This is a genomic window from Burkholderia cepacia complex sp. TUM26381 (assembly GCF_057439935.1).
On sequence record NZ_CM172006.1, the window covers coordinates 871,181 to 893,976 of the forward strand.

At 69.4% G+C, this 22,796-nt stretch carries 22 protein-coding genes; 15 read left to right on the forward strand and 7 right to left on the reverse strand.

Translation table 11 applies throughout. The annotated features are described in order from the left end of the window. Window positions 1-19 precede the first annotated feature (19 nt). The 7 genes from ACWMMN_RS04090 (at window position 20) to ACWMMN_RS04120 (ending at window position 6,624) form a co-directional block, all read left to right on the forward strand. Window positions 20-3,013, forward strand: coding sequence for a beta strand repeat-containing protein (locus tag ACWMMN_RS04090; protein WP_486423002.1), 2,994 nt, complete (start codon window positions 20-22; stop codon window positions 3,011-3,013). 300 nt (window positions 3,014-3,313) lie between these two features. Further along, window positions 3,314-3,673, forward strand: a complete 360-nt coding sequence (locus ACWMMN_RS04095; protein WP_256085630.1) for a COG4315 family predicted lipoprotein — start codon at window positions 3,314-3,316, stop codon at window positions 3,671-3,673. A 27-nt stretch (window positions 3,674-3,700) separates the two neighbouring features. Beyond that, the gene (locus tag ACWMMN_RS04100) at window positions 3,701-4,216 is read left to right on the forward strand and encodes a sigma-70 family RNA polymerase sigma factor (RefSeq protein ID WP_486423003.1); all 516 of its coding nucleotides are present in this window, start codon (window positions 3,701-3,703) and stop codon (window positions 4,214-4,216) included. Further along, window positions 4,213-4,995 (forward strand): anti-sigma factor family protein, encoded by a 783-nt coding sequence (locus ACWMMN_RS04105; protein ID WP_486423004.1) that lies wholly within the window; start codon window positions 4,213-4,215, stop codon window positions 4,993-4,995. Before ACWMMN_RS04100 ends, ACWMMN_RS04105 begins: the two co-directional genes overlap by 4 nt. 26 nt (window positions 4,996-5,021) lie before the next feature. After that, window positions 5,022-5,435 (forward strand): cupredoxin domain-containing protein, encoded by a 414-nt coding sequence (locus ACWMMN_RS04110; protein ID WP_059236880.1) that lies wholly within the window; start codon window positions 5,022-5,024, stop codon window positions 5,433-5,435. Next, complete coding sequence (locus tag ACWMMN_RS04115) at window positions 5,432-6,064, forward strand: LolA family protein (protein WP_486423005.1); 633 nt, start codon at window positions 5,432-5,434, stop codon at window positions 6,062-6,064. The genes ACWMMN_RS04110 and ACWMMN_RS04115 overlap by 4 nt, the downstream gene beginning before the upstream one ends. A gap of 44 nt (window positions 6,065-6,108) precedes the next feature. Then, entirely contained in the window at window positions 6,109-6,624 is a 516-nt protein-coding gene (locus ACWMMN_RS04120; RefSeq protein ID WP_059235822.1) for an SRPBCC family protein, read from the forward strand. Between the two features lie 16 nt (window positions 6,625-6,640). On the opposite strand, the gene ACWMMN_RS04125 is transcribed toward ACWMMN_RS04120, so the two are convergent. The 6 genes from ACWMMN_RS04125 to ACWMMN_RS04150 all read right to left on the reverse strand — a co-directional run bounded on the left by ACWMMN_RS04125 (window position 6,641) and on the right by ACWMMN_RS04150 (window position 14,413). Continuing rightward, a complete protein-coding gene (locus ACWMMN_RS04125; protein ID WP_486423006.1) occupies window positions 6,641-7,690 on the reverse strand; it encodes an ABC transporter ATP-binding protein in 1,050 nt (349 codons plus the stop codon). Window positions 7,691-7,718: 28 nt separating this feature from the next. Continuing rightward, window positions 7,719-9,317, reverse strand: a complete 1,599-nt coding sequence (locus tag ACWMMN_RS04130; protein ID WP_486423007.1) for an ABC transporter permease — start codon at window positions 9,315-9,317, stop codon at window positions 7,719-7,721. 2 nt (window positions 9,318-9,319) lie between these two features. Further along, window positions 9,320-10,354: an iron ABC transporter substrate-binding protein gene (locus ACWMMN_RS04135; protein WP_059235816.1), complete on the reverse strand. Its 1,035-nt coding sequence runs from the start codon at window positions 10,352-10,354 to the stop codon at window positions 9,320-9,322. A 62-nt stretch (window positions 10,355-10,416) separates the two neighbouring features. Further along, window positions 10,417-11,724 (reverse strand): iron uptake transporter deferrochelatase/peroxidase subunit, encoded by a 1,308-nt coding sequence (efeB, locus tag ACWMMN_RS04140; RefSeq protein ID WP_486423008.1) that lies wholly within the window; start codon window positions 11,722-11,724, stop codon window positions 10,417-10,419. Between the two features lie 11 nt (window positions 11,725-11,735). Continuing rightward, complete coding sequence (locus tag ACWMMN_RS04145) at window positions 11,736-12,869, reverse strand: hypothetical protein (protein WP_340623855.1); 1,134 nt, start codon at window positions 12,867-12,869, stop codon at window positions 11,736-11,738. Further along, complete coding sequence (locus ACWMMN_RS04150) at window positions 12,866-14,413, reverse strand: carbohydrate porin (RefSeq protein ID WP_486423009.1); 1,548 nt, start codon at window positions 14,411-14,413, stop codon at window positions 12,866-12,868. Before ACWMMN_RS04150 ends, ACWMMN_RS04145 begins: the two co-directional genes overlap by 4 nt. A gap of 680 nt (window positions 14,414-15,093) precedes the next feature. On the opposite strand from ACWMMN_RS04150, the gene ACWMMN_RS04155 reads away from it, so the two are divergent. After that, window positions 15,094-15,387, forward strand: coding sequence for a co-chaperone GroES (locus tag ACWMMN_RS04155; RefSeq protein WP_059235800.1), 294 nt, complete (start codon window positions 15,094-15,096; stop codon window positions 15,385-15,387). A 46-nt stretch (window positions 15,388-15,433) separates the two neighbouring features. Beyond that, window positions 15,434-17,074: a chaperonin GroEL gene (gene groL, locus ACWMMN_RS04160; RefSeq protein ID WP_011351137.1), complete on the forward strand. Its 1,641-nt coding sequence runs from the start codon at window positions 15,434-15,436 to the stop codon at window positions 17,072-17,074. A gap of 183 nt (window positions 17,075-17,257) precedes the next feature. On the opposite strand, the gene ACWMMN_RS04165 is transcribed toward groL, so the two are convergent. Next, window positions 17,258-18,124: a hydroxymethylpyrimidine/phosphomethylpyrimidine kinase gene (locus tag ACWMMN_RS04165; protein WP_059235797.1), complete on the reverse strand. Its 867-nt coding sequence runs from the start codon at window positions 18,122-18,124 to the stop codon at window positions 17,258-17,260. 253 nt (window positions 18,125-18,377) lie between these two features. On the opposite strand from ACWMMN_RS04165, the gene ACWMMN_RS04170 reads away from it, so the two are divergent. The 6 genes from ACWMMN_RS04170 (at window position 18,378) to ACWMMN_RS04195 (ending at window position 22,765) form a co-directional block, all read left to right on the forward strand. Next, a complete protein-coding gene (locus tag ACWMMN_RS04170; RefSeq protein ID WP_004186709.1) occupies window positions 18,378-18,548 on the forward strand; it encodes a rubredoxin in 171 nt (56 codons plus the stop codon). A gap of 104 nt (window positions 18,549-18,652) precedes the next feature. Continuing rightward, the gene (locus ACWMMN_RS04175) at window positions 18,653-19,954 is read left to right on the forward strand and encodes a hypothetical protein (protein WP_059235796.1); all 1,302 of its coding nucleotides are present in this window, start codon (window positions 18,653-18,655) and stop codon (window positions 19,952-19,954) included. A gap of 182 nt (window positions 19,955-20,136) precedes the next feature. Next, window positions 20,137-20,715, forward strand: a complete 579-nt coding sequence (locus ACWMMN_RS04180; RefSeq protein ID WP_006491354.1) for a YqgE/AlgH family protein — start codon at window positions 20,137-20,139, stop codon at window positions 20,713-20,715. Then, the gene (ruvX, locus tag ACWMMN_RS04185; protein ID WP_011351144.1) at window positions 20,712-21,161 is read left to right on the forward strand and encodes a Holliday junction resolvase RuvX; all 450 of its coding nucleotides are present in this window, start codon (window positions 20,712-20,714) and stop codon (window positions 21,159-21,161) included. Before ACWMMN_RS04180 ends, ruvX begins: the two co-directional genes overlap by 4 nt. Further along, window positions 21,148-21,660: a bifunctional pyr operon transcriptional regulator/uracil phosphoribosyltransferase PyrR gene (pyrR, locus tag ACWMMN_RS04190; protein ID WP_486423010.1), complete on the forward strand. Its 513-nt coding sequence runs from the start codon at window positions 21,148-21,150 to the stop codon at window positions 21,658-21,660. Before ruvX ends, pyrR begins: the two co-directional genes overlap by 14 nt. A gap of 73 nt (window positions 21,661-21,733) precedes the next feature. Further along, window positions 21,734-22,765, forward strand: coding sequence for an aspartate carbamoyltransferase catalytic subunit (locus ACWMMN_RS04195; RefSeq protein ID WP_006476735.1), 1,032 nt, complete (start codon window positions 21,734-21,736; stop codon window positions 22,763-22,765). Window positions 22,766-22,796: the final 31 nt, after the last annotated feature.

Below are 22,796 nucleotides of genomic sequence, written 5' to 3' on the forward strand. Positions count from 1 at the left end.
CGAGATGGGGAAAATAACGATGGGACACAATCTTAAATTGACGGGTGTGGCGCTGTCGGTCGCGACGGTGTTCGGGGTGCTGGCTTCGGGTTCCGCGATGGCGGGGGCCCTCGATTCGCTGCCGATCCCGCAAGTGATCGTCAATCCGCCGACGAACAGCGTGACGGTCGGGCTGGTCGCGACGGGCACGTCGCCGCTGGGCTCGGTTACCGTTGCGGCGGGCGGGTCGGGTGCGATCCAGACGTCGCTCGGCGATCCCGGTCAAGCGCTGTCGGGCGCCGTGGGGGCGGTGACGGGCGCACTCGGTGGCGGTGGCGGTACGGTGCAGCCGCTCGCGCCGGTACAAGGCGTGTTGAACCAGGTGACGGGGGCACTGAATGGCGGCAACCCCGCAGGCGCATTGACGGGTGCGCTGAGCACGGCGACGGGGACGCTGAGCAATGCGGTTGGCACGGTAACGGGTGCACTGGGCAATGTCGGCGGCGGCGCAAACCCGCTGGCGCCGGTGCAGGGTGTGGTGAATCAAGTGACGGGTGCGCTTGGTGGCGGTAATCCGGCTGGTGCACTGACCGGCGCGCTGGGCCAGGTGACGGGCGCGCTGGGCGGTATCGGCGGCGGCGCGAATCCGCTGGCGCCGGTGCAAGGCGTGGTGAATCAGGTTACGGGTGCGCTCGGTGGCGGCAACCCGGCCGGTGCGCTGACCGGCGCGCTGGGCCAGGTGACGGGAGCGCTGGGCGGTATCGGCGGCGGCGCGAATCCGCTGGCGCCGGTGCAAGGCGTCGTGAATCAAGTCACGGGCGCGCTCGGTGGCGGTAATCCGGCTGGTGCACTAACCGGCGCGCTGGGCCAGGTGACGGGAGCGCTGGGCGGTATCGGCGGCGGCGCGAATCCGCTGGCGCCGGTGCAAGGCGTCGTGAATCAAGTCACGGGCGCGCTCGGTGGCGGTAACCCGGCTGGAGCACTGACCGGCGCGCTGAATACGGCGACTGGCACGCTGAGTAACGCGCTCGGCACGGCGACGGGTGCGCTGGGTGGTATCGGTGGCGGCGCGAATCCGCTGGCGCCGGTGCAAGGCGTGGTGAATCAGGTCACGGGTGCGCTCGGTGGCGGCAACCCGGCCGGTGCGTTGACCGGCGCACTCGGCAGTGTGACGGGCGCACTGGGTGGCATCGGTGGCGGCTCGAACCCGCTCGCGCCGGTCCAGGGCGTCGTGAACGGGCTTATTGGCTCCATCGGCGGCGGCGATCCGGCCGGCGCACTGACCGGTGTCGTCGGCACGGTGACGGGCGCGCTGGGCAACCTCGGCAGCGGCTCGAACCCGCTCGCGCCGGTTCAAGGCGTGGTGAACGGTGTCGCGGGCGCACTTGGCAGCGGCAACCCGGCAGGTGCACTGACGGGGGCTCTCGGCACGGTAACGGGGGCACTGGGTGGTATCGGCGGTGGCGCGAACCCGCTGGCGCCGGTTCAGGGCGTAGTGAATCAGGTGACGGGTGCACTTGGCAGCGGCAACCCGGCAGGCGCACTGACGGGGGCACTCGGCACGGTAACGGGCGCACTGGGTGGCATCGGCGGGGGCTCGAACCCGTTGGCGCCGGTCCAGGGCGTCGTGAACCAGGTCACGGGCGCGCTCGGCGGCGGCAACCCGGCCGGCGCACTGACCGGCGCACTCGGTACGGTGACGGGGGCATTGGGCGGTCTCGGCGGCGGCAACCCGGCCGGCGCATTGACCGGCGCACTCGGTACGGTGACGGGTGCGCTGGGCGGCCTCGGCGGCGGCGCGAACCCGATCACGCCGATCCAGAACGTCGTGAACCAGGTCACGGGCACGCTCGGCAGCGGTAACCCGGCCGGCGCCCTGAGCAACGCGGTCAACACGATCACGGGCGCACTCGGCAACGTCGGCGGTGCAGGGAGCCCGCTCGCACCGGTGCAAGGCGTCGTCACGCAGCTCGCCGGCACGCTCGGCAACGGCGATCCTGCCGGTGCGCTGACGAACGCGCTGAACTCCGTGACGGGCGCGCTCGGCGGGGCGAACCCGCTGGCGCCGGTGCAGGGCGTCGTGAACCAGGTCGTCGGCACGCTGTCGGGTGCAGGCGGCGGCAGCCCGATCACGCCGATCACGAACCTCGTCAACGGTCTGCAGAACGCGCTGCCGGGCGGCAATCCGGCCGGCGCGCTGACCGGCGCACTCGGTTCGGTGACGGGGGCGCTCGGCAACCTCGGCGGCTCGAACCCGCTGGCGCCGGTGCAAGGCGTCGTGAACCAGGTCGTCGGCGCGCTCGGCGGCAGCAACCCGGCCGGCACGCTGAGCAATGCGGTCGGTACGGCCACGGGCGCACTCGGCAACGCGGTCGGCTCGGTTGCAGGCGCGCTCGGCGCACTGGGCGGCACGAGCCCGCTGGCGCCGGTGCAGGGGGTCGTGAACCAGGTCGTCGGTACGCTCGGCAGCGGCAATCCGGCCGGTGCACTGACGGGCGCGCTGAACTCGGTGACGGGCGCCCTCGGCAATCTCGGCGGCTCCAACCCGCTGGCGCCGGTGCAGGGCGTCGTGAACCAGGTGGTCGGCACGTTGTCGGGCGCGGCGGGCAACAGCCCGATCGCACCGATCACGAACCTCGTGAATGGCCTGACGGGCGGCGGCAATCCGGCCGGCGCACTGACCGGCGCACTCGGTTCGGTGACGGGCGCACTCGGGAACGGGCCGGCGGCACTCGGCCAGGCGGCCGGCGCGCTGTCGGGCGCAGCCGGTTCGACGGCAGCGGCAGGCGGCAGCCTGCTCGGCGCGGGCGCGGGCGCGGCCGGCGGCACGGCGGGCGCGGTCGGCTCGCTGCTGACGACGGGCGCCAACTCGACGGCGACGGTCGTCAATGCGGTCGGCACGTCGGTAGGGACGGCGCTCGGTTCCGCGCCGAGCCTGTCGGTGACGCCGCATTCGGGCAACAGCTCGCCGAACAACCCGCTCGCACCGGTGACGACGCTGCTCCAGTCGCTGACGGGCGCACTGCCGAAGTAACCGGCGGGAACGCACGGCGGCGCCGCATCGGCCGCCGTGCGAGAGGGTCGTGCAACACGGGTCGCGCAACGCGGCATGACATCGCTGTCATGCCGCGTTGTCTTTTTCGGGCTTCAGGCTTTCTTTCGTCCCATGAATGACCGCTGCCGATCGCCGCGGCGCAGCATGGAATAACCGGTCCCCGCCGTCCGTTTACATACCGAGTTCCGGCTCGGCCGGCCGGCGGGATAATGACCGCAACGCAGCCGATCGCACCGTCCGGCCCCGCCGTGCCGTAACACCACGCCAAGGAGAACGGGAATGAAACGGATGCTATTCGCCGTCGCACTGACGGCGGCGATCGTGCGGCCGGCGGCCGCGGAACCGCCCCAGGCCGCCGACGGGAAACTGGTCGACGAAGCGCACATGACGCTGTACGTATTCGATCGCGACGCGCCCGGCAAGAGCGCGTGCGACAGCGCGTGCACGGCCAACTGGCCGCCTGCGCTCGCCGATGCATACGACAAGGCGTCGGGCGCGCTGAGCCTCGTCGCGCGCGACGATGGCAAGAAGCAATGGGCGTATCGCGGGCGTCCGCTGTATCGCTGGAAGATGGACCGCAAGGCCGGCGACGCGGGCGGCGACGGGATCGGCGGCATGTGGCACGTCGCGCGTCCGTGATCGCGCGGCGATGCGCGAGGCATCCCGATGAGCTACGAATCGGATCTGCTGGTGTGGCTGCCGCATCTCACGCGCTATGCGCGTGCGCTGACGGGCGAGCGCGCCTGGGCGGACGATCTCGTGCAGGACACGCTCGAGCGTGCGCTGAACCGGCCGCCGCGCGACGCCGGCAACCTGCGTGCCTGGCTGCTGACGCTGCTGCGGCACCGCTTCATCGACCAGTTGCGGGCACGGCACGAGATCGCGGTCGACGATGCGACGGCGCCGTGGCAGACGATGGCCGCGCCGGCCGGCGAGATCGGCGGGCTGGTGCTGCGCGACGTGCAGCGCGCGCTGTACCGGCTGCCGGTCGAACAGCGCGAGGTGCTGTTGCTCGTTGCGCTTGAAGAGTTGAGCTATCGCGATGCCGCGCAGGTGCTCGGCGTGCCGGTGGGCACGGTGATGTCGCGGCTCGCGCGCGCGCGGGCCCAAATGCGCGCACTGCTGTCGGACGAGCCGTCGGCGCACGGCACGGCCGCGTTACGATTGATCGGGAAGCCATGATGGACGATTCGCACCAAGCTTCGAACCCGCGGGACGACGATGCGTCGGCTCAGCTGCTGTCCGCGTTGCTGGACGGCGAGCTGTCCGGGCGCGAGCAGCGCGAGATGCTGGAGCGCCTGCAGTCCGATCCGGAGGAGGCCGAACGATTCGCGCATTACCGCGCGCAGCGCGACGCGCTGCAAGCGCTGTTCCCGCTGCCGGGCGCGGCGCCCGCGTTGTTCGTGCAGCGTCGCGCGCCGCGCTGGCGCGCGTTCGCCTATGCATGCTCGGGGCTGGCGGCCGGGCTGCTGATCGGTGTCGCGCTGCATGCGGGCTGGGAGGCGTTCGGCAGCGCCCCGGCGTTCGCCGCGCGCGCGGATCTCGCGTATGCCGTGTACGCCGCCGATCGCGAGCATCCGGTCGAGGTCGGCGCGGGCGATCCCCGGCGTCTTGCCGCATGGCTGTCGGCGCGCGTGGGGCACCCGGTGCGCGCGCCTTCGCTTGAAGAATACGGTTATGCGCTGCTGGGCGGCCGGTTGCTCCCCGGCGAGCACGGGCCGGCTGCGCAGCTCATGTACCAGCGCGCGGACGGCGAGCGCGTGACGTTGTACGTGACGGCGTACGACGCACGGCATCTCGCGCCGCAGGCAATGTCGGCCGATGGCCGCTACACGTATTTCTGGTCGGATCGCGGAATGGGCTACGCGTTGTCGGGCCGAGGCGATGAGCGGCGCCTGCGCGAGCTCGCGATCGAAGCATGCGGCGCGCTCGGCGGCTCGACCGACGCGTGGAAGGGCTGACGCGCGACGCCGGCAGGGAGCAGGCGATGAAGATGACGAAGGGGCTCGTGCTGGCGGCACTCGCGGCGAGTGCGACCCTCGCGCGGGCGGACGGCGATGCGCCGGTGCGCGTGCCGGTCGGCGCCGACGGCGTGCAGCGGGTGGCGATCGTCGGCGGCAGCTATTTCTTCCGCCCGAACCACGTGATCGTGCGCGCGCACGTGCCGGTCGAGCTGACCGTGTCGTCCGAGCCCGGCGTGGTGCCGCACAGCTTCGAGATCGACGCGCCGCAGGCCGGTATTGCGGTGCACACCGAACTCGGCACGACGCCGAAGACGTTTCGTTTCACGCCGGCGCAGCCGGGCCGGTTCGCCTACTATTGCACGCATCGGCTGCTGTTTTTCAGGAGCCATCGCGAGCGCGGGATGGAAGGCGTGCTCGATGTCGAGGCGGCGCCGTGATCGCCGCGTTGCTGGCCGCGAGCCTGATAGGAGCGAGCATGACAGCCGACCCCGTGACCGTCGCCCAGGCGCATTTCGACCATGTCCACTCGTACCGCGCGACGATCCGCTCGTCGGCGCGCGGCGGCGAGCACACCGAAATCCGCTACGCCTACCTGAAACCGGGCTTCGTCCGGATGGATTTCGTGTCGCCGCATCACGGTGCCGTGCTGGCATACGATCCCGGCGACGGCAGGGTGCGGCTGCGCCCGTTCGGCGTGCACGCGCCGCCCGCGCTGACGCTGTCGCCGTCCAATCCGCTCGTGCGCGACCGCAGCGGCCACCGGGTCGACCGGTCGGACGTCGGCGAACTGCTGCGCAACGTTCATGCGCTGCAGCAGGGCGGCGCGACGGTGATCGAAGGCGAGGAGGCCGTCGGCGGCCGGAATGCGCTGCGCGTATCGGTCACCGGCGCGCCTGCGCACGTGGTCGATGGCGTGCATCGCTACCGGCTGTGGCTGGACGCCGAGGACGGCTTTCCGCTGAAGGTCGTCAGCTTCGCCGACGATGACGACGTACCGCTCGAAACCGTGACGCTCGACGACGTGGAGATCGACGTCGCATTTCCCGAGCGTTTCTTCGCGCCCTGACCGACACGCGGGTCTGTTCTCCTGACGTACTTGCCGGAGGCTGCATGGCGGAATACCGGTTCTCGACGACCTGGCACGTGGACGCCCCGCTCGCGGCGGTCTGGGACGCGATCTACCAGGTCGACCGCTGGCCCGACTGGTGGAAGGGGGCCGTGCGCACCGTCGAGCTCGAGCAGGGCGATGCGCGCGGCGTCGATGCGCTGCACCGGTATACGTGGAAGGGCGCACTGCCGTACCGGCTGACCTTCGACATGCGCGTGCGGCGCGTCGAGCGGCCGCATGCACTCGAAGGCCGCGCGAGCGGTGCGATCGAAGGCGACGGACGCTGGTCGTTCGCTGCCGACGGCCCGCGCACGGTCGTGCGCTACGACTGGCACATCCGCACGCACGTGCGCTGGATGAACTGGCTCGAGCCGCTCGCGCGGCCGCTGTTCCGGTGGAATCACGACGTCGTGATGCGCGAAGGCGCGAAGGGGCTTGCGCGGCGGCTGGGCGCGACCGTCGAGACGGATGGGCGGACCTTCCGGCCGCTGTCGGACGCGGGCTGCGCCGACGCGTGACGACGATGCGCGCCGCTCAGCGCGCGTACGCCATCACCGCACCGTCGACGACGAGCGTGACGCGTTCGCCGACAGCCGGGCACCGGTGTCCCGGCACGCGGATGCGCACGAGCACGTCGCGATCGGCATCGAGGCGCGCGAGCACGTCGGCGTCCTGGCCTGCGAATTGCGCGGCTTCGACGCGCGCTGCATGACCGCGTGCGGCGTCGGCCTGGGTGACCGGCACGAGGCCGATCTGCTCGGGACGCAGCATCGCGTCGGCCGGCCCGTCGGGCAGCGGCGCGACGAGCGGTAACTCGCCGAGCGCACAGGCGATGCGCGCATCGCGCACGCGGCCCGCGAGCAGCACGGCCTGCCCGACGAACGACGCGACGTCGCGCGTGACGGGCTGCCGGTACAGCGTCTGCGGCGCGGTCGTCTGCACGAGCCTGCCTTGCCACATCACCGCCACTTCGTCGCCGAGCGTCATCGCCTCGGGCTGGTCGTGCGTGACGAGCACCGACGTTGCACCGGCTGCGGCGAGCGCGTCCGCCACCGCGCTGCGGGTTTCGTGCCGCAGCGACGTGTCGAGCGCGGAGAACGGCTCGTCGAGGATCACGAGCGACGGCTCGGGCGCCAGCGCCCGCGCGAGGGCGACGCGCTGCTGCTGGCCGCCGGACAGCTGCTGCGGCGCACGGCTCGCGTACGACGCGGGCAATCCGACCATCTCGAGCAGTTCGTCGACGCGGTGATGGCGCCGCCGCGCCGCGCGCGGCAGCCCGAACGCGATGTTGTCGGCCACCGACAGGTGCGGAAACAGCGCGCCTTCCTGCGGCACGTAGCCGATCCGGCGCTGTTCGGGCGGCAGGTGCACGTCGGGCGCGGCGACGCGACGTCCGTCGATCTCGACGGTGCCGCGCTCGGCGCGCTCGAAGCCGCACAGCACGCGCAGCAGCGTCGTCTTGCCGCTGCCGGACGGGCCGAGCAGCGCGAGGCGCGTGCCGCGCCGCACCGTGAGGTCGATGTCGTGCAGGACGGTATGCGATCCGAACGATTTGGACAGGCCGTGGATGCGTAGTTCGCTCATGGGCGGTTCCGGAGAAAAAGAGCGGTGCTCAGTTGCGCACCGACGCGCGGCCGAGCAGCAGGAACAGCAATCCCGACGCGCCGAGCGACAGCGCGACGAGCAGCGCCGCATAAGGCGCCGCGGCCGCGAACGCGAGCGTCGCCGTATCGCTCCACACCTGCGTCGCGAGCGTGCGCGTGCCGATCGGCGAGAGCAGCAGCGTCGCATTGAGTTCCGTGACGACCGAGATGAACACCATCGTCGCGGCCGCGCCGAGACCGGGCGCCGCGAGCGGCAGCACCACGCGCGTGAGCGTCGCGCGCCAGCCAAGGCCGAGCGCGCGCGCGGTTTCCTCGAGCCGGACCTGCACGTGCGACAGCGCCGCCCGCACGCTGACGACCGCGAGCGGCAAGAACAGGATCGCGTATGCGGCGACGAGCGCCGGCGCGCTCTGGTAGAGCGGCTGCAGCAGCCGCACCGTGATCGACACGATCGCAAGCGCGACGACGATGCCGGGCACGCCCTGCACGGTCATCGCGGTGCGTTCGAGGAACGTCGCGACGCGGCCCGGATGACGGACCAGCAGGAACGCGAGCGGCAGCGCGAGCAGCGTCGTGACGGCCGCGGCCGCGAGGCCGTAGCCGGACGAGGCGAGGGTGGCCTGCCACAGCAGCTCGGGCGAGACGTCGGCCGGCGTGACGGCGGCAGCACCTTGTTGCGTGAGCCAGTAGCCGATCATCGCGAGCGGCACGCCGAGCGTCGCGGCCGCGAGCGCAGCGAACGCGCCGGTGACGGGACCGCGCAGCGTGCCGAGCGGATAACGCATCGCGACGCGGCGCGCGGCGCGATGCGTATGGCCGTAGCGCGCATGGCCGCGTGCCCGTGCCTCGATCGCGAGACACAGCAGGCACAGCGCGATCAGCACGCAGCCGAGCAGCGACGCGCCGCCGCCGTCGAACGCGGTGCGGTATTCCGCGTAGATCTCGGTCGTGAACGTGCGAAAGCGCAGCAACTGGAACGCGCCGAATTCGGACAGCACGCCGAGCGCGACGAGCAGCATCCCGCCGCATAGCGCGGGGCGCAATTGCGGCAGCACGACGCGGAAGAACGTCTGCCACGGCGAGCAGCCGAGCGTGCGCGCGCTTTCCTCGAGTGCCGGGTCGAGCTCGCGAAGCGCCGCGGCCACCGGCAAATAGACGAGCGGGAAATACGCGGAAGTCAGCACGACCAGCGCGCCGAGGAAGTCCTGCAGGTCGAGGCTCAGCGACACCCACGCATAGCTCGTGATGAACGGCGGCACCGCGAGCGGGGCGGCGGCGAGCGCGGTCCACAGCGGCCGCGCGGGCAGGTCGGTGCGCTCGATGAACCAGGCGACCGCGGTGCCGAGCAGCGTGCACGCGAGCGTCGCGGCGAGCGTGATCGACAGCGTGTTGACGAGCAGTTCGCCGACGAGCGGGCGCCACAGCAACTCGATCGCGTCGTCGATGCCGAAGGTGGCCGCACGGTACAGCGTGAAGCCGAGCGGCAGCAGGATCGCGAGCGGCCCGCACGCGGCCGCGGCGACGAGCGCGCGCGACGGGCGGCGCCGCGTCGCGGTGCGCTCGCCGTCGCGCGCGGTGCGGGCCGTGCGGGACACGGCGTCGCTCATCGTCAGAGCAGGCCGGCCTGGCGCAGCAGCTTGCCGGCCTGGCTGTCGTCGCCGAGCTGTTCGAACGTCAGCGCCGGCGGGCTCAGTTCGTTGAACGGCTTCAGGATCGGATCGGGGGCGACGCCCGGATGCAGCGGATACTCGAAACTGATGTGGCCGTTCGCCATCAGTTTCTGCGCGCGCTCGCTGACGAGATACGCGACGAACTTCTGCGCTTCGGGCTGGTGCTTCGACGCCTTCAGCACCGCGGCACCCGACACGTTCACGGCGGCCCCGACGTCGTGGTTGCCGAAGTGGTGGATCGCGCTGCGGGTCGACTTGTCGCCGAGTTCGGCGTGCAGGCGGTCCCAGTAGTAGTTGTTGATGATGCCGGTCAGCACGCCGCCGCGGTTGACGGCCGCGGTCACGCCTTCGTCGTCGTCGAACACTTGCGCGTTGGCCTTCAGGCCCTTCAGCCATTGCAGCGTCGCGGCTTCGCCGTGCAGCGCGAGCACCGCGCTCACGAGCGGCAGGAAGTCCGCATCGCTCGGCGCGACGCCGACCTTGCCTTTCCATTCCGGCTTCGCGAGATCGAGCAGCGACGCGGGCAGTTGCTGCGGCTGGAGCTTCGCGGTGTTGTAGACGAGCACGTTCTCGCGCGCGAGCACGCCGACCCAGTTGCCGTCGGCCGGGTTGAAGCGCGCGGGCACCGCCTGCAGCGCGGCGCCGTCGGTCTTCGCGAGCAGGCCCTTGCGGTCGAGCAGCACGAGCTCCGGCGAATTCTCGGTGAAGTACACGTCGGCCGGCGTGCGGTCGCCTTCCGCGACGATCTGCGCGGCGAGCGCGGGGCCTTCGCCCGAGCGCACCTTCACGGTGATGCCGCTTTGCGCTTCGAAGTCCTTGACGAGCTGGTTGACGACCTGCTCGTGTTGCGCGTTGTACAGCGTGAGCGTCGCGGCATGCGCGCGCGTGGCGTGCAGCGCGCCGGTCAGCATCAGCGCGGCGGCAGCCGCGGCGATCAGGTGCCGCAGCGGGCGGCTAACGGGAAAAGTGTTCATGTCGTCGTCGTGAGTTGCATCCGGACGGGCCGGAGAAAAAGGGGCGTGGCGTCGCGACGCCGTTACGCTTCGAACAGCGCGGCGCCGATGTACGAACCGGGTTGCGCGCCCGGCGGACACGCGAAGATCGCGCTGCCGACGTGCGTGGTGAACTGGTTCATGATGTCCAGCTTCGCGAGCTTCTCGTTGATCGGGATGAAGCCGCGGCGCGGGTCGCGCTGGTGCGCGACGAACATCAGCCCCGCGTCGTACTCGGTCTGCTGGCGCCACGGCGGCCAGCGCTCGATGTAGAAGTTCGCGCTGTCGTTGTACGAGTACGCGCGGCGCAGGATCTGCGCGCCGTCGTTCACCTGCGGCGATGCGAGACGCGCGTGCGCGTTGTCGGGGATCACCGAATTGCCGTCCTTGTCGACCGCGTCGAGGTCGAGCGCTTCGAATTCCTGCTTGCCGCCGATCGGCGCGCCGCTGTACTTCTTGCGGCCGAACACCTGCTCCTGGAAACCGAGCTCGGTGTTGTCCCAGTGTTCGAGCGTGATGCGGATGCGGCGCACGACCGTGTAGGTGCCGCCGTTCATCCATGCCGGACCTTCGTTGCCGGCCCACACGAATTCGTTCATCGCGGCCGGATCGTCGCGCGACGGGTTCATCGTGCCGTCCTTGAAGCCCATCAGGTTGCGCGGCGTCTCGCCCGGCTTGCCGGACGTGAAGCCGGCCTGGCCCCAGCGCATCTGCACGGCGTTGCCGCCGAGGCGCACGAGCTGGCGCACCGCGTGGAACGCCACTTGCGCGTCGTTCGCGCACGCCTGGATGAACAGGTCGCCGCCCGTCTTCTCCGGAATCAGCTGGTCGCCGTTGAAGCGCGGCAGGTCGACGAGTGCGGCCGGGCGCTGCTTCGCGAGGCCGTAGCGGTCCTTGCCCGCGACCGCGAACAGGCCGGGCCCGAAGCCGAACGTGATCGTCAGCCGCGACGCGCCGATACCGAGCGCGTCGCCCGAGTCGGCCGGCGCGATGTCGTCGCCGCCGGTCGCCGGCAGCGGCTGCGCGGTGTCGCCGCGCGTGAGGCGTGCGGCGGCGTCGGTCCAGGTCTTCAGCAGCGCGATCACGTCCGCGCGCCGGGTTGTCGCGAGGTCGAGTGCCGCGAAATACGCGTTGCGCTGCTGCGGCGTCGTGATGCCGCCCTGGTGCTTGCCGTAGAACGGTTCGATGTCGTCGTCGTGCGCGTGCGCACCCGGCGCGACGGCGGGCGCCGCATCGGCCGCGCGGGCGGCCGGCATCGTGCCCGCCGCGAGACCTGCGGCGACGGCTGCGCCGCCGGCCTTCAGGAAGCCGCGGCGCGCGGGGCGCGGCGGCGGGTTCAGATCGTCTGCCATGGTCGGTTCCGTTACTTCGCGAGCATCAGCGTGTTGACGTCGTCCTGGACGTAATAGAAGCCGTCGCCGGCCGGCGTCATCGCGATCCCGAACAGGTCGCCGTTACCGGGCGGCGACTGCGCCTTGTCGGTGTCGATCCAGCGCGCATAGAGCTGCTTGCCGGCGACCGGGTCGATCTCGACGACCTGGCCGTTCAGCGCGTTGGTCGCGAGCAGATGGCCGTTCGGCGCGGTCGCGAGCGCGAGCGGGCGGCGCAGGAAGCCGTCGGCGGTGACCTGGCGGCCGACCCCCGCGCTCGTGTCGCGCGTGAGCGGATCGTCGATCTCGACGATCCGGTTGCCGATCGCATCGGATACGTACAGCTTCTTCTGGTCGCCCGACAGCGCGAGGCCGGTCGGGCCGACCAGGAACACGCCCTTGTCGGCCTGCGCGCCGAGACCGCTCGCGACGACCGTTTCCTGCTTGATGACGGGCGGCTTGCCGGCCGGCACGTCGAGGTCGACGCGCAGCACGGTCGCCTGCTTGTAGACGGGCGGGTTGCCGTCCGCGCCGCCGACGCCGAAGCCGGCCATGCTGACGAACAGCGTCGCGCTGTCGCCGCGGTCGACCACGGCCATGTTGCCCCACGGGTCGTTGATGTTCGCGCTCGACCAGGTCGACGCGATCTTGCCTTGCGGATCGAGCACGATCAGGCAGCCGGCGCCTTTCGTCGACGTCGTGCCGTCGTTGCTCGGCGTGCTGCCGACGATCACCCAGCCCGACTTCAGCATCGTCATCGCGGTCGACAGGCCGACGCCGCCCGGGCACGCCTTCAGGTCGCGCGGAATCGTCGCGAACAGGCTCATCTGCTTGGTCGACGGGCGATAGTTGACGATCGTGCTGCCGGTGCCCTGCAGGTTTGCCGCGTTGTTGAAGTTGTCGACGAGCACGTCGCCTGCCTGGATCGTGCCGGCCGATACCGGCGCGACCGCGATCGCGTACGGGTTCTGGTCGCCGTTGTCGGGCACCGTGTTGACGAGCAGCGTGTGACGATGCAGCGTCTCGAGGAAGCCTTGCGGCTCGGCGAACGCGCCGGCGGCGGCCGTCAGCGCGACGGCGGCCAGTGCGCCCGTCGCGAGGCGGCGAAGCGGGGCGGATTGAATCATCTGGATCTCCTGGGGGGCGCGCCGCGCCGGCGGCGCGCGAAAACGGGGGATGTGGGCGGGTGGCGTGCGCGCGGCGCCCAGAACGTGATCGTCGTGCGTGCGCCGAGCACGAACGTGTTGCGCAGCGGCTGCGTCGCGTCGCTCGGGTTCTGGCCCGCGCCGGCGTTGAACGTGTACTGCGCATCGGCCGCGATCACCCACCACGGGTTGACCTGGTACTGGTAGGTCGCCTCGACGGTCGTCTCGCGGGTGCGCACGCCGTACGGGCCGGCGGCAAAGGTCCGTGCGGCCTGGTCGAGGTCGGTCACGTGGCTGCCGACCTGGATGTACGTGACGGCGAGGCCGACGCTGTCGTTGTCGCGGCCGTCGAACGGCGCCTTCAGCACGATGCCCGCGTTGGCCGCGAAGCTCACCAGGTTGCGGTCGCCCGGCGCGCCCATCACGCGCGCGAACACGCCGAGGCTTTTCGCGCCGGTCGGGTCGGGGCGCCAGATCATCTGGTCGGCCACCGCGTAGAAGCTGTAGTCGCCGTGATGCTGTTGCGCGTTGCCGTTCGATGCGGGATCGGCGAGCGACAGCCCGTCGGTGCCGGTGCCCTGGTCCGCGAAGCGGCCGTTGTGATACCAGACGCCGATCTTGTAGGTGCCCGGCAGCCCGTTCGAGTGGCCGGTATCCATTTCGCCGTCGGACGGCTGGTTCAGCGCGTACTGCAGCTCGCCGATGTAGAGCGTGCCGTTGTGCAGGTTGAAGTTCGTGCCGCTCAGGTTGTTCGGGTTGTTGCCGAGCGGATCGCCGTCGAACACGCCCGCGAGCGCGGTGAGCTTCGGCGTGATCTGCGCGCGCACGCGCACGCCGAGGCCCGCGAGCGGATACGCGGGGCCGCCGTTCGGCAGGTCGTACGACGGCAGGGCGGGCCAGCCGAACATCGTGTTGACGAACGTGTTCGCATACGTGCTGACCATGAATTCCTGGTCCAGGCTCTGCTGGCCGATCTTCACGTCGACGCGCTTGTCGAGGAACGACTGCTGGTACCAGAGCTCCCACAGGCGCGTCGTGTCCTGCGCCTCGATGCCGCTTGCGGTGTTGAGCGTGCCGAGATTCCGCGCGCTGAGGTTGCTGCCGTGGATCTGCAGTGCGCTGACGTTGAAGGTGCCGCCGGGCAGGCCGATCGCCTTTTGCGTATCGACCGTCAGCGTCGCCGTCGTCAGCCCGTCGTACGTGCCGCCGCGGTTCAGGCCGCCGCGCAGGTTCGCGAGGTATTCGCTGGTTTCGGTGATCTGCAGCGTCGCGCCGTACTTGCCGAGCCACGGGCGGATGCCGCCCATGTCGCCGAGCAGGCTCTGGCGTGTCCAGATGCCGGTCCACATGTCGGTCGGCTTCGCCTGGATCGCGAGATCGGCCTCGGGCGCTTCGGGTTGCGCGTCGACCGGCGCGGCGGCGAATGCGGCGCTGCTCGTGAACGATGCGCACGCGATCGCGGCCGCACAGGCGGCGGGGCGCATCCGGGCGCGGATGCGGTCTCCATGGAACGATGCAACCTTCATATCAAATCCCGGGTTCTAATTGATTTGGAGTCCTGCTTGTTGGTCGCTGTCCCGACGCTCGGCACCGATCGGCCCGGGCATGAAGAAGAGCGCAACGCGGCGCATCGTAGGAGTGTCAAATGGGAAAGTCAATGTAAACGAGAATGATTCGCATCTAAATTACTGAATGTAATGGGCGGGCTTACGGGTGGGGTCCGACGGGGGTTTTTCAAGAGGAAAAACGTAAATATCGGCGTAATGAAAATGAATGCTTCGGTGCGGAGCGATGGAACGCCGGGCAAGGGGGCGCGACGGTCGCCGGGCGGGGGAGCGGACGCGTTGCGGCGGACGGAATCGGCGCCTGCGCAGGTTTTTTGACGTGATGCCGGCGGGGGCAGGAACTCCGTGCTTACCCGGTGTCCAAACGGGGCTGGATGAGATTCGCGGGCTGCGCGGGCCCGTCTTCCGGGCCGGGTAGCGTAGGTAAGGGTTTTGTTGTGAAAGGGTTTTTTGTAATTTTCGCGTGTTTTCCCCGCTGCCGCGCCGCGTTGAAAATTCGTCCGGCTCCCCTTCTTGAATTTGTCAAAACCCGTCCATATAATTAGCACTCGCTGCACGAGAGTGCTAACAATTCTCTGCCGGGCGATTTGCCGGGCAGATTCCCTAAGCGTTCTTCAATCTCAGTCAAGAGAGGAGTGAATATGAACCTTCGTCCTTTGCACGATCGCGTGATCGTCAAGCGCCTGGATCAGGAAACCAAGACCGCCTCGGGCATCGTCATCCCCGACGCCGCTGCTGAAAAGCCGGACCAGGGCGAAGTCCTGGCCATCGGCCCGGGCAAGCGTGACGACAAGGGCGCCCCGATCGCACTCGACGTGAAGGTCGGCGATCGCGTCCTGTTCGGCAAGTACGCAGGCCAGACCGTCAAGGTCGACGGCAACGAACTGCTGGTCATGCGCGAAGAAGACATCATGGCCGTGGTCAACGCCAAGTAAGCGTCCTCCGACGGTACATATTCCCAAGAATTCAAGGAGTTAGAAGATGGCAGCTAAAGACGTCGTATTCGGCGATTCCGCCCGTTCGAAGATGGTCGAAGGCGTGAACATTCTCGCCAACGCAGTCAAGGTCACGCTGGGTCCGAAGGGCCGCAACGTGGTGCTCGAGCGCAGCTTCGGCGGCCCGACGGTCACCAAGGACGGTGTGTCGGTCGCGAAGGAAATCGAGCTGAAGGACAAGCTCCAGAACATGGGCGCGCAAATGGTCAAGGAAGTGGCTTCCAAGACCAGCGACAACGCAGGCGACGGCACGACGACGGCAACCGTCCTCGCGCAATCGATCGTTCGCGAAGGCATGAAGTACGTCGCATCGGGCATGAACCCGATGGACCTGAAGCGCGGCATCGACAAGGCAGTCGCAGCGGCTGTCGAAGAGCTGAAGAAGATCAGCAAGCCGTGCACGACGAACAAGGAAATCGCACAGGTCGGCTCGATCTCGGCGAACAGCGACACGTCGATCGGCGATCGCATCGCTGAAGCGATGGACAAGGTCGGCAAGGAAGGCGTCATCACCGTCGAAGACGGCAAGTCGCTGGCCGACGAACTCGACGTCGTCGAAGGCATGCAATTCGACCGCGGCTACCTGTCGCCGTACTTCATCAACAACCCGGAAAAGCAAGTCGCCGTTCTCGACAACCCGTTCGTGCTGCTGCACGACAAGAAGGTGTCGAACATCCGCGATCTGCTGCCGGTGCTCGAGCAAGTCGCGAAGGCTGGCCGTCCGCTGCTGATCATCGCTGAAGACATCGAAGGCGAAGCGCTCGCGACGCTGGTCGTGAACAACATCCGCGGCATCCTGAAGACCGTTGCGGTCAAGGCGCCTGGCTTCGGGGATCGTCGCAAGGCGATGCTGGAAGACATCGCGATCCTGACGGGCGGCCAAGTGATCGCCGAAGAAACCGGCCTGACGCTCGAGAAGGCAACGCTGGCAGAACTGGGCCAGGCGAAGCGCATCGAAGTGGGCAAGGAAAACACGACGATCATCGACGGCGCAGGCGAAGCCGTGAACATCGAAGCACGTGTGAAGCAAGTGCGCGCGCAAATCGAAGAAGCGACGTCGGACTACGACCGTGAAAAGCTGCAAGAGCGCGTGGCCAAGCTGGCCGGCGGCGTTGCAGTGATCAAGGTCGGTGCTGCGACCGAAGTCGAAATGAAGGAAAAGAAGGCACGTGTCGAAGACGCACTGCACGCAACGCGCGCAGCTGTGGAAGAAGGCATCGTGGCAGGTGGCGGCGTTGCGCTGATCCGCGCTCGCACCGCGATCGCGGCCCTGACCGGCGCGAACGCCGACCAGAATGCCGGCATCAAGATCGTGCTGCGTGCAATGGAAGAGCCGCTGCGCCAGATCGTCACGAACGGCGGCGAAGAAGCCAGCGTCGTGGTGGCGGCAGTTGCTGCAGGTACGGGCAACTACGGCTACAACGCGGCAACGGGCGAGTACGTCGACATGGTTGAAGCCGGCGTCGTCGACCCGACCAAGGTCACGCGCACCGCACTGCAGAACGCAGCGTCGGTTGCAGGCCTGCTGCTGACGACGGACGCAGCTGTCGCAGAACTGCCGAAGGAAGACGCACCGATGCCGGGCGGCATGCCGGGCGGCATGGGCGGCATGGGCATGGACATGTAATCGACTTCGGTCGAGGTGTCCGGAGCGCGCAGCGATGCGCGTTCCAGCCAAAAGAAAAGACCCGCAGCGATGCGGGTCTTTTTTATTTGGCGCGAGGAGTTTGATGCGCGCGGGGCGGCCGGAACGTTGCGCCCGAAGCGGCGCGGCGTGTGCGGCGGCGGGACCGGTCCGCCGCATCGCGCGTCAATGCCGGTGCGACGTCCTCAGTACCGGGTCGGCCTTCACGGCCGGCGGCGTGTCCGAATCGTCGTTGCTGCGCGCCCAGAAGAACCGGTCGGGCAGGTAGGCGCCCATGCCGGGCCGGAACGCGTCGCGCACCGCCTGGTACAGGTATTCCTGCGCCTCGCGGACAGCTTCGGGCGGCTCCTGGCCGTTCGCGAGCAGTGCCGCGATGGCCGCGCCGAGCGTGTCGGTGATGCCCATCAACCGGTGCGGCGAGCGATCCCACATGTCTTCGCGAAGCTGGCCTTCCTCGCCGTACAGCGTGTTGACGAGCCGGTGCGAGCCCGTTTCCGACGACAGGATGTATTCGCAGCCCTGCGACAGCAGGTGCGACACGGCCGCGTCGAGATTCGGCGCCTCGGCATCGCCGTCCGGTTGCGCGAGCGCGATCAGCGTCGCGTGGTCGGCGACCAGCAGCGTGGTTTGCGGCGCCAGCAGGTCGGCGATCGATTCGCGCAGGTCGTCGGCCGCGAGCACGTGCTCGTCGTCGAGCGTGAAATCCGGCGCGAGCACGAGCGGCACGCCGTCGTAGTCGGCGACGACTTCGGCGATCGCGCTCACGACTTCCGCGCGCGTGGCCGCACCGATCTTGAACGCGGCAACCGGCATGTCTTCGAGCAGCATGCGCGCCTGCGCGGCGACGACGTCGGGGTCGAGGCCGGTCACTTCTTCGCAGGCGGCCGAGTCGCGCACGGTATAGCCCGTCAGGACGGACACGCCGTGACAGCCCATGCTCGCCAGGGTCATCAGATCGGCTTGGAGGCCGGAGCCGCCGGTGGGATCGGACAGGCCGAAGGTGAGGACGATCGGAGGGGCGTTGCTGGACATGTAAAAATGGGGCAAGAGAAAAACGGGAAAGCGACGGAGATGCGGACGGCGAGGCGCGTGGCCGTTTTCGGCCCTGTGTTGCCCGGCAGGCCGCACTTTTCAACCATTATGCGGTGGAATCCGGCCTGCACGATGGATTTTTTAGCGCAGCGCAACGTAGTCGCTGTCCTCCAGCGCGATTGCTAGGCAGTCCGGCCCCGACACGGTACCATCATGGCTCCCGAATTTACCGACTTTTCCCGACGCGGCTAAGATGGAATACAAGAGCTGGATGTGCCTGATTTGTGGCTGGATTTACGACGAAGAAGCCGGGCTGCCGGAAGAGGGCATTGCCCCGGGCACGCGCTGGGAAGACGTCCCGATCAACTGGACGTGCCCTGAATGCGGCGCCCGCAAGGAAGACTTCGAGATGGTCCAGATCTGACCGGACCCCTGGCCCACGGACACCCCGCTCAGGCCTCGCACCGGCCCGGCGCTCGCGCGCCGCGGTTCGCGCGAGCGACTTGACGATGACAGGCGCGCGTGTCCATGACGTCCGATCCGGCGAACGTTCCCCACCCTGACGCTCTGCCCAACCCGCGTGGCGGGGCCGTGCGTGCGGCCGACGCATGGCTTGCGGCGGCCGCCGACGCATTCGAGCGGCACGACGATGCGGCTGCGCCGCTTTCCGCGGCCGCGGCCGTGCTGGCGGAGGCCGGCTGGCTGCCGGCCGCGCGTTTCGCCGGGCAACTGGCGGCCGCCGTGCCGCTCGTCGCCGCCGAGCCGACGCCGGCCGGCTGGCGTGCCGCGCTGCGCGATTTCCGCGCGGCCCTCGGGCGCCACAACCTGCGCGAGCTCGCGTGCTCGCCCGTTCTCTTCGAGCATTTCCGTGCATTGCGCGCGCAAAGCGCCGCCGACCTGCGTGCGAGCGCGCCGCTCGATGCGCTCGCGCTCGTCGGCCGCGCGGTGCCGCCGGCCACGCTGCGCGCGTTGCCCGACGCGATGGCGGCCCGGATCCGCGCCCGCTACGAGCAGGCGCTGCTCGGCGTGCTGCGCGCGGAGCACGGTGCGCCCGACGCTGCGCTGGACGAGCTCGACGCGATGCAGGTCGCGCTCACCGACGACGGCCCCTACGATTTCTGGCGGCTCGCGGTCGCCTGCCTGCGCGCGCTGCGCGCAAGCGGCGCGCCCGAGCTGAAGCGCTTTCTCGCGCGGACCAATCTGCTGCTCGGCGAGCACGCGCAGGGCCGGCGCAGCGCGCCGCCCGCGCTCGTGCGCGAGACGGTGGCGCTGCTGTGGCGCGATTTCGCGCTGTTCGGCGCTGCGGCAGAGGACGTCGCGCTCGTCGACGTGCTGCACGACTACGGGCTGACGGTCGACTGGCACGTGGCCGGCACGCCCGCGTCCGAAGCGTTGTGGGAGGCCGATGCGGCGCGGGCCGAGCACGATGCGCTCGCCGTCGCGCCGACCCGCGCGCTCGGCGTCGTGACCGTCAACGCGCATGCCTATGAGGATTTCCTGCAGACGGCCGATGCGTCGATGGCCGATCTCGCGGCCGATCCGGCCCGGGCCGATGCAGGCGCGGCCTGGCACGCGTCCGGCGCCGCCTACCGGGTCGGCACGGCCGCGTGCGCGCTCGGGCTCGGCCATGCGGCACTGCTGGCCGACACGCTCGGCCTTGCGTGGCGCCGTGCCGCCCACGGCGTGCCGCTCGCCGACGGCGGCGTCGACGCGCACGGCCACGCGTCCGACATGCTGCGCGCGGCGCTGCTGAAGATCGCGGCCGGCGTCGCGCCGCCGGACCTTACCGCGGCGTCCGAAGCGCTCGGCACGGCGCTCGGCCGGACCTGACGAACAAGGGGACGGGCACATGGCGGCGCCCCTTGTCGCGCGGGCCTGCAACACGCTGCCGACAGCGCCCGCGCGCGTGTTAGAGTGCCGTGTGATCCGCGCGCGCCGTTGCCAGCGTGGCGCGGCGTTGCTTGTTGATCGCGGCCCGGTCAGGTCGCGGCGTCTTTGCTAAAATTCAAACCATGTCAAAGCCTTCCGATCGCATCAATCTCACCAACCAGTTCCTGATCGCCATGCCCAACATGGCCGATCCGACGTTCTCGGGAACGGTGGTCTATCTTTGCGATCACAGCGAGCGCGGTGCGCTCGGCCTCGTCATCAATCGTCCTACCGATATCGATCTCGAATCGCTGTTCAACCGCATCGACCTGAAGCTCGACATCGAGCCGCTGCTGCACATTCCCGTGTACTTCGGCGGCCCGGTCCAGACCGAGCGCGGCTTCGTGCTGCACGAGCCAGTGGAAGGCGCGAGCTACAACTCGTCGATGTCCGTCGACGGCGGGCTGGAGATGACGACGTCGAAGGACGTGCTCGAGGCGGTCGCGACGGGCACCGGCCCGAAGCGCTTCCTGCTGACGCTCGGCCATGCCGGGTGGGGCGCAGGGCAGCTCGAGGAAGAAATTTCCCGCAACGGCTGGCTCACCGTGGCCGCCGATCCGCGCATCGTGTTCGACACGCCGGCCGAAGAGCGTTTCGAAGCCGCACTCGGCCTGCTCGGCGTCAGCTCGTCGATGCTGTCCGGCGAAGCAGGGCACGCATGAGTGGCGCGAGCGCGCGCGATGCGACGCTCCTGGCGTTCGACTACGGCGAAAAACGGATCGGCGTCGCGGTCGGCAACGCGTTGACGCGCTCGGCCCGTGCGCTCGTCGTGATCCAGAACCTCAACCGCGAACACCGCTTCAAGGCGGTCGGCGACCTGCTGGCCGAATGGCGGCCGGACGCGCTCGTCGTCGGCCTGCCGATGCATCCTGATGGCACGCCGCACGACATGACGCAGCAGGCGAAGCGCTTCGGCAACCAGCTGAACGGCCGCTTCGGGCTGCCCGTCACGTGGGTCGACGAGCGCTATTCGTCGGTCGAGGCCGAGGCCGGGCTGCGCGAGCGCAACGTGCGCGGCCGTGCCCGCGCGGAGATGCTCGATGCCGAGGCCGCACGCGTCATCCTTCAACAGTATCTCGATCAATTGTCCGACCATGAGCACCATTGATGCCGAGGCGCTTTACCGCGTCCTGCTCGACCAGATTCGCGCCGCGTACGGCACGGCGTTCGCCGAACCGGGCGGCCCGCGCCTCGCCGGCATTCACAGCGGCGGCGCATGGCTGGCCGAGCGTCTCGCGCGCGATCTTGGCGCACCGGCGTTCGGCGTCGTGAACGTCGCGCTGCACCGCGACGACTACGCGAAGAAGGGGTTGCACAGCCAGGCCAGCCCGACGTCGCTGTCGTTCGACGTCGACGGCGCGCGCATCGTGCTCGTCGACGACGTGCTGTACACCGGGCGCACCGTGCGCGCGGCGCTCAACGAACTGTTCGACTACGGCCGTCCGGCCGCGGTCGAACTCGCGGTGCTCGCCGATCGCGGCGGCCGCGAACTGCCGGTCGCCGCCCGCTTCGCGGGCGGTACGCTCGACGTGCCGGCCGGCACGACGCTCGTGCTCGCGCGCGACGACGCGCAGTTCACGCTGAGCGTCGATCCGCACGGCGCCTGAACGACACGCGAACCGTATCCCGGGCCGCTGGTTTGCACCGCGGCCCGTTTGCATAGTTGGAATCACGCATACCATGACCACCGACACCACTGGCCGCACCGGCAATCCCGCTGCGGCCGCGAGCCCCGACCGGTTCCGCTACGGTTTCCTGAAGGGCAACCCGCAGCTCACGAAAAACGGCGAGCTGAAGCACCTGCTGTCGATCGAGGGCCTGCCGCGCTCGATCGTCAATCACATCCTCGATACGGCCGAGCAGTTCGTCAGCGTGACGGACCGTGAAGTGAAGAAAGTGCCGCTGCTGCGCGGCAAGTCCGTGTTCAACCTGTTCTTCGAGAACTCGACGCGCACGCGCACGACCTTCGAGATCGCCGCGACGCGCCTGTCGGCCGACGTGCTGAACCTGAACATCAACGCGTCGTCGACGAGCAAGGGCGAATCGCTGCTCGACACGATCAACAACCTGTCGGCGATGCATGCCGACCTGTTCGTCGTGCGCCACGCATCGAGCGGCGCGCCGTACCTGATCGCCGAGCACTGCGCGCCGCACGTGCACGTGATCAACGCCGGCGACGGCCGCCATGCGCACCCGACGCAGGGCCTGCTCGACATGTACACGATCCGTCACTACAAGCGCGACTTCACGAAGCTGCGCGTGGCGATCGTCGGCGACATCCTGCATTCGCGCGTCGCGCGTTCCGACATCCACGCGCTCACCACGCTCGGCGTGCCGGAAGTGCGCGCGATCGGCCCGCGCACGCTGCTGCCGGGCGGGCTCGAGCAGATGGGCGTGAAGGTGTTCCACAACCTCGACGAAGGGCTGAAGGGCGTCGACGTGATCATCATGCTGCGCCTGCAGAACGAGCGGATGAGCGGCGCGCTGCTGCCGTCCGCGCAGGAATACTTCAAGACGTGGGGCCTGACGCCCGAGCGCCTCGCGCTCGCCGCGCCCGACGCGATCGTGATGCACCCGGGCCCGATGAACCGCGGCGTCGAGATCGATTCGCAGGTCGCCGACGGCCCGCAGTCGGTGATCCTCAACCAGGTCACGTTCGGCATCGCCGTGCGGATGGCGGTGATGGGCATCGTCGCCGGCAACAGCGACTGAGCCCGCTTTCGCGCATCCTTATTCACGCAAA

Excerpts from the sequence above, each read along its gene's own strand:
- ACWMMN_RS04090 (WP_486423002.1), top strand. The coding sequence starts at position 20 with ATGGGACACAATCTTAAATTGACGGGTGTGGCGCTGTCGGTCGCGACG.
- ACWMMN_RS04095 (WP_256085630.1), top strand. The coding sequence starts at position 3,314 with ATGAAACGGATGCTATTCGCCGTCGCACTGACGGCGGCGATCGTGCGG.
- ACWMMN_RS04100 (WP_486423003.1), top strand. The coding sequence starts at position 3,701 with ATGAGCTACGAATCGGATCTGCTGGTGTGGCTGCCGCATCTCACGCGC.
- ACWMMN_RS04105 (WP_486423004.1), top strand. The coding sequence starts at position 4,213 with ATGATGGACGATTCGCACCAAGCTTCGAACCCGCGGGACGACGATGCG.
- ACWMMN_RS04110 (WP_059236880.1), top strand. The coding sequence starts at position 5,022 with ATGAAGATGACGAAGGGGCTCGTGCTGGCGGCACTCGCGGCGAGTGCG.
- ACWMMN_RS04120 (WP_059235822.1), top strand. The coding sequence starts at position 6,109 with ATGGCGGAATACCGGTTCTCGACGACCTGGCACGTGGACGCCCCGCTC.
- ACWMMN_RS04125 (WP_486423006.1), bottom strand. The coding sequence starts at position 7,690 with ATGAGCGAACTACGCATCCACGGCCTGTCCAAATCGTTCGGATCGCAT.
- ACWMMN_RS04130 (WP_486423007.1), bottom strand. The coding sequence starts at position 9,317 with ATGAGCGACGCCGTGTCCCGCACGGCCCGCACCGCGCGCGACGGCGAG.
- ACWMMN_RS04135 (WP_059235816.1), bottom strand. The coding sequence starts at position 10,354 with ATGAACACTTTTCCCGTTAGCCGCCCGCTGCGGCACCTGATCGCCGCG.
- efeB (WP_486423008.1), bottom strand. The coding sequence starts at position 11,724 with ATGGCAGACGATCTGAACCCGCCGCCGCGCCCCGCGCGCCGCGGCTTC.
- ACWMMN_RS04145 (WP_340623855.1), bottom strand. The coding sequence starts at position 12,869 with ATGATTCAATCCGCCCCGCTTCGCCGCCTCGCGACGGGCGCACTGGCC.
- ACWMMN_RS04150 (WP_486423009.1), bottom strand. The coding sequence starts at position 14,413 with ATGAAGGTTGCATCGTTCCATGGAGACCGCATCCGCGCCCGGATGCGC.
- ACWMMN_RS04155 (WP_059235800.1), top strand. The coding sequence starts at position 15,094 with ATGAACCTTCGTCCTTTGCACGATCGCGTGATCGTCAAGCGCCTGGAT.
- groL (WP_011351137.1), top strand. The coding sequence starts at position 15,434 with ATGGCAGCTAAAGACGTCGTATTCGGCGATTCCGCCCGTTCGAAGATG.
- ACWMMN_RS04165 (WP_059235797.1), bottom strand. The coding sequence starts at position 18,124 with ATGTCCAGCAACGCCCCTCCGATCGTCCTCACCTTCGGCCTGTCCGAT.
- ACWMMN_RS04170 (WP_004186709.1), top strand. The coding sequence starts at position 18,378 with ATGGAATACAAGAGCTGGATGTGCCTGATTTGTGGCTGGATTTACGAC.
- ACWMMN_RS04175 (WP_059235796.1), top strand. The coding sequence starts at position 18,653 with ATGACGTCCGATCCGGCGAACGTTCCCCACCCTGACGCTCTGCCCAAC.
- ACWMMN_RS04180 (WP_006491354.1), top strand. The coding sequence starts at position 20,137 with ATGTCAAAGCCTTCCGATCGCATCAATCTCACCAACCAGTTCCTGATC.
- ruvX (WP_011351144.1), top strand. The coding sequence starts at position 20,712 with ATGAGTGGCGCGAGCGCGCGCGATGCGACGCTCCTGGCGTTCGACTAC.
- pyrR (WP_486423010.1), top strand. The coding sequence starts at position 21,148 with ATGAGCACCATTGATGCCGAGGCGCTTTACCGCGTCCTGCTCGACCAG.
- ACWMMN_RS04195 (WP_006476735.1), top strand. The coding sequence starts at position 21,734 with ATGACCACCGACACCACTGGCCGCACCGGCAATCCCGCTGCGGCCGCG.